Below are 11,152 nucleotides of genomic sequence, written 5' to 3'. Positions count from 1 at the left end.
GCCCCGGCCCCGACCGAGGCGCTTCGCTAGAAGGAGAACCGCCACCCACACCACCACCAGCCGCCCGCGCATGGCGGCGATCTACGCCCCCGGCACGGTACGCGCCCGCCGCTGGCACGGCGAAGGCGACGTGTGCGGCTATCGTCCGCCCTCGGGCTGGACGGCATACGCCGACCTCACCGACATTCACCCCGTCACGGGCTGCGCCTTGGCGCGGGCCGTGTGGTGGATCATCGAGACGAAGGAATAGCCGCGATCAGCACCGCGCCCAGGCCGCTCCGTCCTGGGCGCGGTGGGCGCAAAAATCCGGGCGCGGCAGTGGCCGCGCCCGGTGTTCAAGGCCAACAGCCGAACGAGAACGCCGCTGCCTACGCTTATGCGCAGGCGGCGTTGGCGTATCACTTGAGATGCCTCGTTGCGTCCATCACACCTTGATCGGGCCAAACATCCCTGTGTAGATCAGCGTCTCCCAGACCTTTTTGATGCCTTGTCCAGTTTCCTGGCTTACGAACAGCGATGACCGGGCACCGTGAGGCGCACCCAGGAAATACGAGCGCATCGACTCCCAGGTCTCGGCGACTTGCGACCACGTCCAGCAGGGGACTTCCTTCTCCAGAAGCAGGGGGACAGCGACAGACAGCGGAATCATGTGGTCTGGGAAAAGTTCTTCCCAATGACACTTGACCAGAATGGGCGTCGTCTGCGGGTTGTAGAACTGCACATCCAGCTTTTCCGCCGTGATGTAGGCCGCGTGGTGGCGGGGAAGTGCCAGAACGGAATCTAAAACCTCTTGGCCATCACCATACGGGCAGGTGATGAATCCGTTGACGAAGAACCTCGTGTGATCCAGCCCCTTGTAGCCGCAACGATCGCTGGGGACGGTGACGGGATGGCGGCTATCGTGATTGCGCACCAGCGGATGCCACGAAGGGTATCGGTCAACGACTGGCCCCAGCCCGTCAGCTATGTCCTCTAGCGCCCTCCTGCTTCGCGCCCGCTGGGCCTCATCGGCGTCCCGGGGACGGGGGACAAGGTACTTCTCCACTTCCTCGTACCCGGCGCGTGCTGCTTCATCTGCTCGGAAGGTCATGATTCACCTCAGTTGGCTATGTTGTGCATGATGGTCGATATTTTTGCATGAAAATGATGTTTTGTGCGCCAAATATATTTGTTGCGCATATGGCAGAATGATGCTGCGACGCTCCTGGGCGTGTCGGTGCCTTGCACCGCCGGGCTTTGCGGGCTGCGCCCCGTGCCGTCTTTGTCGTCACGGCCATTCGGCTCCAATCCCTCACGCCTTCGCGCCTGCGGCGCTGCGCGCTCTACTTGCCTCCAGGGGAAAGCCCTGCGGGCTATCCCCGCCGCGCACAGCTTGGCGCCCCTCGATGCGGCCGAACCGGCTGCGCTGGATCGGCCCGACCAGCGCCCCGCGGCGAGGGGACGGGGTGCTGGTGAACACGCTGGCGCTTTCTCCGGCAGGTTGTGCGGATGCGTACCGTCCTCGACGCTGGCGGTTCCTGCCCATCACGTCACGAAGGACGGTTCACGGACAACCCGCCCGGCATCGCTATGGAGCTTCCACGCCACGCCTCAAAACCGGCGCCGCAAGGTGCGGCAGGGGCGTTCTCGCTTGTCGTTGGGGGAATGACCTGGCCCGCGTCAATGTGCGAGCCGGAGAAGCATTCGTGCGGGGATGTCGAGCCGGCCCTATCTCCTTTCGGAGCGGTTCGGCCCAAAGCATCCTTGTCTCGTTGTGAATCCTGGCGGTGGCGCGGCTGCGCCTCGGGCTTCGTGGCTGCAACCGTCCGGCGAAAACAATTTCCCCTCTGCTGCGCAGATTCCTCGCGGGACAAATTCTTTTCGCCTCCCGGCCCTCCACAGCGTTGCGGCCGCAAGCGGTGCAGCCCGCCCGTCCCCCGCCGGCCGGATCACAACAAGGACGCGATGGGCGCGAACCTTGTTCAACCGAAAGGAGATCCATCATGGCCAACATCGGCACCTTCGCCACCGACAAAGACGGCTTCACCGGCACGCTTCGCACCCTGACGCTCAACGTCAAGGTCAAGCTGGTGCCCAACGACAAGGGGGACAACGAGAAGGCCCCGGACTTCCGCCTGCAGGCCGCCGGCCACGACATCGGCGCGGCGTGGAAGAAGACCAGCGAGGCCGGGCGGGAGTACATCTCCGTGACCCTCGACGATCCTTCGTTCCCGGCCACGGTCTATGCCCGCCTGATCGAAGGCGAGGGCGGCACGCACGATCTGATCTGGTCGCGCAGCAAGCCCCAGGCGGCGTGACCGCCGCAGCGTCCCGCCCACGCGGCGGGGCGCTGTGCTGCTGATGCAGTACCTGCCCAGACAGCACCCATGAGCAGCAGGTTCGCCCCGAACTCCTATTGGAGATTACACGCCGTTCCTGGCGGATTTAATATCGAGAAGATTGATCTGGTCAATCTTGTCTTCGTGAATCACGATGGTCAGCTTCGCGGGGTACTTGAATCGCATTTCGCTGATTCTGAACGTCCACAGCATTATCTTCAGGAGATCCTCGTCGGAGATGTTTTTGTGTCCCTTGATCCGCGTTATTCCCGAACCGAAGATCGTGGTAGATACGCTTTGCTGGGCGTAGATGTTGTTTACCTTGTCCCAGAAATTGATGAGAAACTCAAGGTACTCCGGCATTGTCAGCAGCGCCTTGTTGTTCTCGTCGAACTTGGAGAACGCGGTCAGGAGGTAGTCTTTGTATAGGCAGATTGTGCCAATCTGATACCTTTTCTTCTTCCCCTGTTTCCTGGCCTCGTTTTCATCCAGGACTTCGCTGTTATCAAAAGCGTATTCCTCGATGTGACGGTCTAGCTCGGAGAGCGGGACGCCGAGATGCTTCTGGATGAAAACGCCGTTGAGGGAAGTCTCCCCAATTATCTTGTTGTCCACCTGCGTATCGAAATATTCATTGAAGGCGATTGCCTTCAATCCAGGCTGCTGGAAAATATCGCCAGTCTTGATCGCGACATCGCTGCCCTCGACATTGATGTCGATACTGTTTAGGTTGTTCGACCAGAGCCATATCGCCAAGTAGGTGAGTGCCAGTATTGCCAAGAAAGCCAATCCAGCCTTCAGCTTCCACTCGGCAGGGACGTCAACAAAAATAACCACGAATGACAGCGTACCGCTGACGACAGCGGTGACCTCAAGGAATTTCTTGATGACCCGCTTGTCAAAAAAGTTGACCTTCACCATGACGTGGGCCGTTTGCTCCGACGTGCCAAATGATTATGGGTTGTACCTATAGATATCTGGGGTCTTCTTACTCCCAACCATGAATCCACCATCCTGCAAGGCACTCTTAATGAGCGCCTTGTCCATCGGAACATGAAGCGTAGGAACTTTGCTCATCGAATCCCGGAGCACCGGAAGATTTTCCCACAGGTTCTTGACAGCCTGCTTCAATGATCCACCGATAAGCAGGCTTTCCTTGGTGGAATATTCAGGGTAGACGACGATGACGGGTAGCCCCTGGTCGTTGATCCCGTAGTCGATTTCTTCTCGGAGGGCACGGGAGTTGGTCGTGATCGAACTCAATATGAGGATGATGTTCTTCGAGTTCCGAAGGCGTTCCCTAAGTCTCGGTTTCAGGGTGTATTCCCAATCGCTGCCATCACGGACACTGTATGTTTTATCGTGCGAATCGACGAAGGGGAACGTCGCATCAGCGCCTTTCCACATCCGCAGGACATTATAATACTGAAAATCTTTTGTCGCATTGGCGCCCAGCGAGCTGGGATTGAATGGCTCTGCAACATAAAAGGCGGTGTAGTTTCCATTTCTATATGCCATTGCGCTTCTCAATCTCCATCTGAATTCAATACCGCCTCAAGTTCACGGCGCACCTGCGCCAACAACTCCTCGGCCTTGCTCGTGCTGTCCCCGGCATAGGCCAGCGTCAGCAGCGTGAGCGGATGCACTTCCATGACCTTGCACAGCTCGGCCAGCTTGTTCAAGGTCGGGCTTTTAAGGTCGCGCTCAAGGGTGCTCATGTAGGTGCGGCTCGACACGTCCGAAAACGCTTCTTGGCTCAAGCCCCGCGCTTTTCTGACCGTCTTCAACGCCTTCGCCAATGAGTACCGAGCCGCCACCTATGGTTTCCCTTCGAAAACCAAGATGACAGCTTATTGCGCTCTATAGAGCTACAATCTATAGTGTTCATCTTATGTTATTTTCCGGTTTCGTGACTTTACGGAAATCCGCATCGGCGGGTTCCAGCAAAGCCACGCAAGCGCATCCGTGCTTGAGCACGAAGGCGCAAATCCGGTTTCGCGGTTCTGCGCTTCGGCGTGAAACCGCATCCGTGCATCATTGGACTTGTGGGATTTCCGACCATGCCCCAGCCACTTGCCACCGACTCGGAGCGTGCGCAACTGCTCGCCAACGGCAAGGCCCGCGCCGCTGGCGAAACCATCGACCCGGTGCCTGTGGTTCGACTGTTCACGCCGGACGCGCATATAACCTGGCTATTGGCCGCGCTCGATCCCGCCGATGGCGACACCGCCTGGGGTCTCATCGACCTGGGGATCGGGATGCCGGCGCAAGGCACCGTCAAGCTGTCCGAGCTGGCCTGTATCGTCGGGCCGCGCAAGCAGCCGGTGATGCGCGATCTCTATTTCCAGCCCACGCGCACGCTGGCGGAATACACCCGACTGGCCGAGCATGACGGAGCTATCCCGGACTGAATACGGCCGGCGGGACGCCGCCTACTGTGACTTTTTCAGTCTGACGTCATGCCGGGACGGTCTCAATCGGCATTGTTGCGGCATACCCCAGTCAGTCTGATCCAAATAGTCATGATCTCCTGCGCCTGCTGCGCCAGGCTGGCCTGTACGGCGTCCCACGATCGGGGCGCTGCCGCCGCAGCATTGAGACGGAAACCGCAGCGCTTCGGAGTCGATCGGTCTTGCCAACGCCTATCCAACTTTTTCACCCATGACGTTCGGACGATGGCGATGTAGCACGTAGTCCTGACGCGGCGGCGATTCCTGTTCACAGGAGGAGGCGTCATGGTCGATCCTCATCACGTCGCGCATTGGTATCCGACTGCGGCCTACCTGTACGTCTTGTGGCTGGACGCGCTCGCGCTGGCTTGGGAGTACCTGCGCCGTCATCCCGATTACCGCCTTGACTGGCTGCGCCACCATCGCCGACCGGAAAGCACACAGCAAGCGGCGCATCGCTGGGGCCTGCGCCTGCTGGAAAATCCGGCGCTGGACGCGCGTGACGCGCATCCAGCCTGGTTGCCCGGCCATGCCGCTGTGGTGCAGCTCTATCCCGATGCCGATCCGCCACTCGATGCCACGGTTTTCGCGTTCTGGCGCATTCCCGGCCACAAGCAACTGCTCCACGACGGCAAAGGGCTGGCGCTGATCGCTCGCAGCCCAGGCCATTGCTTGCGCTTCGCGCTGGCGCCCGGCCTGGAAGACGGCATGGCCGTCGCCTATGCCCATCGCGGCGGTGCTGTTGCGCCTGCGCGCAGTCATTCGCTGGGCACGGCCCTATTCATCGTCAATTCCCGGCCAACGCCCGCCGCATTGCTGGAGCTGCACACCTTGCAGGCGCTCGACGCAACCCTTGCGGGCGCGTCCTTGCGCGAGGTTGGCGAAGGCTTATTCGGTGCGGATGCTGTGGCCGATTGGTACGCCGACGGAGGCCTGCGCTCCAAGGTGCGCCGCCTGGTGCGGCGCGGCGATGCGTTGATGCGCAACGGCTATCGCTGCCTAGCACAGCTTCCGCCGCTTGAGAAGGGCCGTTTCGAAGGCAACGCAAAACGACCCTGAGCAGAAGGGCCGCGTCTTCTGAGACTGCCTCCATCCGGTTGCGCTGTGTGGCCGGGCGTTTTCAACCGATGGAGGTTCACACCATGCGTCCCGCTCCCTTGCGGCCCTCTGCAACAGTTTCGGCCACTGCCTCGACCGCTGCCCCGCAGCCCCAACGCTATCTCACCAACGACGAAGCCGCCGAGTACCTGCGCCTATCGCCGCGCACGCTGGAAAAGCAGCGCGTGATCGGCGGCGGCCCGCGCTTTCGCAAGTTCGGCCGGCGCGTCATGTACGCCGTGGCCGACCTCGACACCTGGGCCGCCGACCGCAGTTTCGAGACGACCTCCGATCCCGAATACGCCGAGCACCACTCGGCCGACAGCCGTGCGCGCTGATCGACGGCGCGCGGCAGGCCATCGCCATGTCCAGCACCGCGCTGCCCATGCGGCAGCGGCCGACGCAAGAGCGCGAACAGCTCGACCTGTTCCGCGCCTTGCCCGGCGACATGGCGCCGCGCGACAGCCAAGACCTGATGGCCTATCCGTTCTTCTCGCTCGGCAAATCCAAGCGGGTCAAGCCCATCGACTTCCGCGCGGGCAACGTCACGATCCGCGTGGAAGGCACGCAGGAGCACGGCATCGCCACAATCTGGGATGCGGACGTGCTGATCTGGGCTGCCTCGCAGATCGTGGAGGCGAAGGACGCGGGCCTGCGGCCGTCGCGGCTGATGCGCGCCACGCCCTACGAGATCCTGCGCTTCATCGGGCGCGGCAAGTCGCTGCGCGACTACCAGCGCCTCAAGGCCGCGCTCGACCGGCTGCAATCGACCACGGTGGCCACGTCGATCCGCGAGACGACCGGGCGGCGCCTGCATCGTTTCTCGTGGATCAACGAATGGAAGGAGCTGGCCGATGCCAGCGGCACGCCGCTGGGCATCGAACTGATTCTGCCGGACTGGTTCTATGCGGGCGTGCTCGACGCCGCGCTGGTGTTGACCATCGACCCGGCGTATTTCCGGCTCTCGGGCGGCATCGAGCGATGGCTGTACCGCCTGGTGCGCAAGCACGGCGGCAAACAGGCTTACGGCTGGCAGTTCGACTTTCGCTACCTGCACCAGAAATCGGGCAGTACCGCGAAGCCCTACGACTTCGCCTGCGACCTGCGCGCGCTCGTCGCGCGGCAGTCGCTGCCCGGCTACGTCCTGGGCATCGAGCGGATGCCGGACAACGGCATGGAGCTGCTGACGTTCCGGCCCGTGCCGCCGACGGCACTGGGATAACTCCGGGAAAGCCTGTGGATGGTGTCGTGCTATCAGGCGTGCGGGGTATCGTGCTATCAGGCGTGGGACTATCGTGCTATCAGGCGTGCCGATCGGTCGCAAGCCCGCGCCAGTACTGGGTTTCCTCGCCCTCTAACTTCCCTAACTTCATTTCTCTAACTTTTAGTAGGAAAACGCCGCTGCGGTGGATAACCGCCACGCGGCAACAAACGCAGCAGCCAAAGCCCGGCTTTCCAGCATGGGGGGCCAGGCCATGATCGTCGCGCTACTCAACCAGAAAGGCGGCGTCGGCAAGACGACGCTCGCCACGCACATCGCCGGCGAGCTGGCGATGCGCGGCCAGCACGTCGTCCTGTTGGACGCCGACCCGCAGGGTTCATCGCTGGACTGGACGCAGCGCAGAAGCCAGCAAGGCTTGCCACGGCTGTTCAGCGCCGTGGGCCTCGCACGCGAAACGCTGCACCAAGAGGCGCCAGAACTCGCCAGGCGGGCCGATCACGTCGTCATCGACGGGCCGCCCAGGATTGCCGCCTTGGCGCGCTCCGCGCTGCTGGCGGCCGAGCGCGTGCTGATCCCGGTGCAGCCCAGCCCCTATGACTTGTGGGCCAGCGCCGAGATGGTGGCGCTGATCCGCGAGGCGCAGGTGTTTCGGCCGCTGCTCCGCGCAGCCTTTGTTATCAATCGGCGCGTCAGTACCACCGTGATCGGGCGCGAAGCGCGTCAGACGCTCGCCGACCAGCCGCTCCCCGCGCTGCGCGCGGAAGTACATCAGCGCATCGTGTTCGCCGACAGCGTGGCCGCTGGCCGGCTTGCACGCGAGACGGCGCCGGACAGCGCCGCCGCCCGTGAAATCACCGCGCTGGTCGATGAACTGCTGCGGTGGCCGACATGACAGCGAAGCCACCCATACGCGCAAAGCGCGTCGGCATCGGCGCGCGCCCGCCCGCGAATCCGCACGCCGAGGCGTGGATTCGCCAGGGCGACGCCGATGCACTCAACAAGGGCGACCTCTACACCGCGCGTCTGACCCTCGACATCACGCCCGCCATGCGGGCGCGCATCAAGGTGTCGGCCTTCACGCAAGGCGTGACCGTGGTTGACTTGCTGCGCAGCTTGCTGGAGCGGGAGTTTCCAGAACACCGCAAGGAGAACACGCCATGACCGCATCCGCTTCATCTGCCAACGTGTCCGCCGCTGGCGCGGCCACGGCTGCGCTCGCAGCACCTTCCGGCCAACCTGCCAGCGCGCCGCTGACGCGCGTGGCGCTGGCCTACATCGAACCGCGCTTCAAACTCTACCTGCGCTTTGGCGAACCCGCGCGCACGCACCGGCTCGACCGCTGGCGGCGCAGCGCCGTGTTCCTGCCGAACGCGGTTTTGTGCCGCGTCCGCTGGCAGGCCAACGACTACGGCACCGTGCGCTGGCAGCTCATGGTGATGCAGGCTTGCACGCCGTTCGATGCGGCGCAGCGCATCCCCGGCGTGCAGCCGGGCGCGCGCCTGCTGCTGCACGCCGAGGGTGACAACCAGGTGCGCCCCGTGCTGGAGCGCATCGACGCCATCGAGGCGCTGGGCATTGCGCCTGTCGGCGCCTCGCCCGCGTACTGGCGCACGCTCGCCAACCGCCTCGCCGCGCGCCTGCCGCTGCCCGAATACACCGCCGAGCGGCACGCCGCCTGGCTGATCGGGAGGGCGCTGCCATGACCGCCGTTTCTACTGCCAGCACCGCATCGCGTGCTCGCCCGCGACCCCGCGCACGTTTGCGCACCCGCATCGTGCTGGCGGGCCTGTCCGCCTGCGGCCTCGCTGCGCTGGGTTGGGCGTCCTTCGCGCATCCGCTGCCGCGCCTGATCTACAACCCGTCCGACAGTGTGGCGGTCGGCTGGTATCGCGTCGATTCGCTGGACCACGGTGCCGGCTCGCTGCCACGTCCTTTGTCCGTGGGCAGCATCGTGCTGACCACGCTGCCGCCAGAGGCTGCCGCGCTGGCCGCGCAGCGCGGCTACCTGCCGGCGCGCGTGCCGCTGCTCAAGCGCGTGGGCGCTGTCGCTCCGCAGGAGGTGTGCATCACTGGCCGCATCGTCCGCATCGACGGCCTGCCTTCGGCCACCGTGCTGCCCGCTGACCGTTGGGGCCGGCCGCTGCCATCCTGGCAGCAATGCCGTCTCCTTAATTCCGGCGAACTGTTCCTGCTCAGCGTGACCAACCCGGCATCGTTCGACAGCCGGTATTTCGGGCCGGTCAGCGTATCCGCCGTGATCAGCGTCGCGCATCCGGTCTGGCTGGAGTCTCGCCCATGATGGCCGCCGATTCGCTGCACGTTGCCGTGCATCTCATCGTGCCATCGGGCGTGCCGATCCGGTGGCTTTCCGCATGTCGTCGCGTGTGCAGTGCGAGCGCATCCGCGCTGCACTTCGCGCTGCCTTCCCATGTGCAGGCGTCTTGCCTCGAATGCGCCCGGCCTATGGCCGTCGCCGCGTTCGCCGGCGCGCTGGCTGCTCGCGCAGTAGCGCCGCCGGGCAACCGCTGCCCGAAGCGCCAGCGAGGGGCAAAGGCGGAAGGCAAGACAAAAGGACGCGGCACCGGGCCGCGTCGAAAGCCAGTCTGCACATGGGGGTGGCGCGGCACACAGCGGCTTCGCCGCCGTGCCGCTTGTGGCGCGAGGCCCGCGCCAATGCGGGTGTGTCCGCGTGCTTTGCACGACCGGACACGCCAGAGCTTGCAGGGAGCACAGCCATGAGTGACCGCCGAGACGACGATTTCCGTATCCGCCCGAACCCTCCAAAGGCCCCGATGAACCGGGGCCAGGGCTTCGTCTCGAAGGTGCTCAAGCAGGCGGGCAAGGCCAGCGGCGGCAAATCGGCGATGCGCCGTCCTCGCACTGGCGGCAACGGACAGCACTCCGGCCAGCGGCCCGGCTCGCGCCTCGGGCGCGGCCACACGGCGGCGCGCTTCGCGGGCGCGAAGCTCACTCCCATGTCGCGGCGCGTAACCATCAAGACGCTGCTGGTCAATCAGCGCCAGGCCAGCCCGCAGTCGCTCGCCAAGCACCTTCGCTACATCGAGCGCGATGGCGTAGGCCGCGAAGGCGAGCCTGGCCAAGCCTACGGGCCACAGACCGATGCTGCCGACCTCGACGCCTTCACGGAGGGCTGCGCCGACGACCGGCACCATTTCCGCTTCATCCTCTCGCCTGAGGATGGCGCGGAGCTGGAAGACCTGCGCACCTATACGCGGCACCTCATGGGTCGCATGGAGGCCGACCTGGGCACGGGCCTCGATTGGGTAGCCGTCAACCACTGGAACACCGACAACCCGCACACGCACATCGTCGTGCGTGGGCGCGACGACACCGGCAAAGACCTCATCATCGCGGGCGACTACATCGCCGATGGCTTCCGCCATCGCGCTGCTGAGCTGGCGACCGAATGGCTGGGGCCGCGCACGGAGCTCGAAATCCAGCAGACCTTGCAGCGCGAGGTGGAACAAGAGCGGTGGACGAGCCTGGATCGCACCCTGCAACGCGAGGCCGGCGAGGACGGCCGAGTGCAGATCGAACGCTTCAACGAACCGCGGCTGCAACGCCAGCGCCTGTTGCTGATCGGCCGCCTGCAACGCTTGCAGCGCCTGGGCCTGGCCGGCGAGATGCAGCCCGGCACATGGGCTGTCCATGCCGACGCGGAAAAGACCCTGCGCGCCCTGGGTGCGTATTTCGCTGATCGTGACCGCGCGTTTCGCTTGATCGTGACCGATGTCGGTGGGGTCGTTGTGCGCGGGGTTTAGTGTAAGTCAGCGGTCACGATGGGGTGGCGGTTTTGCTCTTTTCCTGCGTCTTGCGGCGCAGCGATTCGCCCTTGAGTGCGATGCGATGGGCGCGATGGACGAGGCGGTCCAGGATGGCGTCGGCGACAGTGGGGTCGTTGAGCCAGGCGTGCCAGTGTTCGATCGGCAGCTGGCTGGTGATGATGGTCGAGCGCGTGCTGCTGCGGTCGTCGATCACTTCGAGCAGATCGTGGCGGCCAGCCTGGTCGAGCGGCGTCATGCCCCAGTCGTCCAGCAGCAGCA

At 64.1% G+C, this 11,152-nt stretch carries 16 protein-coding genes; 11 read left to right on the top strand and 5 right to left on the bottom strand.

Translation table 11 applies throughout. The features are described from left to right. Positions 1–70: 70 nt before the first annotated feature. Positions 71–250 (top strand): hypothetical protein, encoded by a 180-nt coding sequence (locus G582_RS0101050; protein WP_004355972.1) that lies wholly within the window; start codon positions 71–73, stop codon positions 248–250. 174 nt (positions 251–424) lie between these two features. Here the strand turns inward: G582_RS0101050 and G582_RS0101045 are convergent, their stop codons facing one another. Continuing rightward, positions 425–913, bottom strand: coding sequence for a hypothetical protein (locus G582_RS0101045; protein ID WP_248642632.1), 489 nt, complete (start codon positions 911–913; stop codon positions 425–427). A 1,069-nt stretch (positions 914–1,982) separates the two neighbouring features. Here G582_RS0101045 and G582_RS0101040 point away from each other — a divergent pair. Continuing rightward, on the top strand, positions 1,983–2,297 hold the full coding sequence (locus tag G582_RS0101040; protein WP_028838245.1) for a DUF736 domain-containing protein: 315 nt from the start codon (positions 1,983–1,985) through the stop codon (positions 2,295–2,297). A 105-nt stretch (positions 2,298–2,402) separates the two neighbouring features. Here G582_RS0101040 and G582_RS0101035 read toward each other — a convergent pair whose 3' ends face one another. From G582_RS0101035 to G582_RS0101025, 3 genes are read right to left on the bottom strand one after another with little or no spacing between them, the layout of a single operon-like run. After that, positions 2,403–3,239, bottom strand: coding sequence for a macro domain-containing protein (locus G582_RS0101035; protein ID WP_004355978.1), 837 nt, complete (start codon positions 3,237–3,239; stop codon positions 2,403–2,405). Between the two features lie 33 nt (positions 3,240–3,272). Continuing rightward, positions 3,273–3,836 carry a TIR domain-containing protein gene (locus G582_RS0101030; RefSeq protein WP_004355979.1) on the bottom strand — a complete coding sequence of 188 codons (564 nt, stop codon included), beginning with the start codon at positions 3,834–3,836 and terminating at the stop codon, positions 3,273–3,275. Positions 3,837–3,844: 8 nt separating this feature from the next. Next, positions 3,845–4,135 carry a helix-turn-helix domain-containing protein gene (locus G582_RS0101025; RefSeq protein ID WP_004355982.1) on the bottom strand — a complete coding sequence of 97 codons (291 nt, stop codon included), beginning with the start codon at positions 4,133–4,135 and terminating at the stop codon, positions 3,845–3,847. A gap of 243 nt (positions 4,136–4,378) precedes the next feature. Between G582_RS0101025 and G582_RS0101020 the strand changes: the two genes are divergently transcribed. From G582_RS0101020 to G582_RS14965, 9 genes are all read left to right on the top strand, one after another. After that, positions 4,379–4,729, top strand: a complete 351-nt coding sequence (locus tag G582_RS0101020; protein ID WP_004355984.1) for a DUF2958 domain-containing protein — start codon at positions 4,379–4,381, stop codon at positions 4,727–4,729. A gap of 324 nt (positions 4,730–5,053) precedes the next feature. Then, positions 5,054–5,827, top strand: coding sequence for a DUF2285 domain-containing protein (locus tag G582_RS0101015; RefSeq protein WP_004355986.1), 774 nt, complete (start codon positions 5,054–5,056; stop codon positions 5,825–5,827). Between the two features lie 83 nt (positions 5,828–5,910). Beyond that, positions 5,911–6,204 (top strand): helix-turn-helix domain-containing protein, encoded by a 294-nt coding sequence (locus G582_RS0101010; protein ID WP_028838244.1) that lies wholly within the window; start codon positions 5,911–5,913, stop codon positions 6,202–6,204. Positions 6,205–6,230: 26 nt separating this feature from the next. Beyond that, on the top strand, positions 6,231–7,088 hold the full coding sequence (locus G582_RS0101005; protein WP_004355988.1) for a replication initiator protein A: 858 nt from the start codon (positions 6,231–6,233) through the stop codon (positions 7,086–7,088). 253 nt (positions 7,089–7,341) lie between these two features. Further along, positions 7,342–7,980 (top strand): ParA family partition ATPase, encoded by a 639-nt coding sequence (gene parA / locus G582_RS0101000; RefSeq protein ID WP_028838243.1) that lies wholly within the window; start codon positions 7,342–7,344, stop codon positions 7,978–7,980. Then, positions 7,977–8,249: a hypothetical protein gene (locus G582_RS0100995; protein WP_004355990.1), complete on the top strand. Its 273-nt coding sequence runs from the start codon at positions 7,977–7,979 to the stop codon at positions 8,247–8,249. The genes parA and G582_RS0100995 overlap by 4 nt, the downstream gene beginning before the upstream one ends. Then, positions 8,246–8,791: a DUF2840 domain-containing protein gene (locus tag G582_RS0100990; RefSeq protein ID WP_004355991.1), complete on the top strand. Its 546-nt coding sequence runs from the start codon at positions 8,246–8,248 to the stop codon at positions 8,789–8,791. The genes G582_RS0100995 and G582_RS0100990 overlap by 4 nt, the downstream gene beginning before the upstream one ends. Beyond that, a complete protein-coding gene (locus G582_RS0100985) occupies positions 8,788–9,387 on the top strand; it encodes a S26 family signal peptidase (protein ID WP_004355992.1) in 600 nt (199 codons plus the stop codon). Before G582_RS0100990 ends, G582_RS0100985 begins: the two co-directional genes overlap by 4 nt. 436 nt (positions 9,388–9,823) lie before the next feature. Beyond that, complete coding sequence (locus G582_RS14965; protein ID WP_425476528.1) at positions 9,824–10,870, top strand: DUF3363 domain-containing protein; 1,047 nt, start codon at positions 9,824–9,826, stop codon at positions 10,868–10,870. A gap of 13 nt (positions 10,871–10,883) precedes the next feature. On the opposite strand, the gene G582_RS0100975 is transcribed toward G582_RS14965, so the two are convergent. Beyond that, a partial coding sequence (locus G582_RS0100975; RefSeq protein WP_028838242.1) for an ATP-binding protein occupies positions 10,884–11,152 on the bottom strand: 269 nt, incomplete at its 5' end.

This window comes from Thermomonas fusca DSM 15424 (assembly GCF_000423885.1).
Taxonomy (GTDB): Bacteria; Pseudomonadota; Gammaproteobacteria; order Xanthomonadales; family Xanthomonadaceae; genus Thermomonas; species Thermomonas fusca.
The sequence above is the reverse complement of the archived record's forward strand: the minus strand, read 5'-3'. Positions and strand labels throughout refer to the sequence as shown.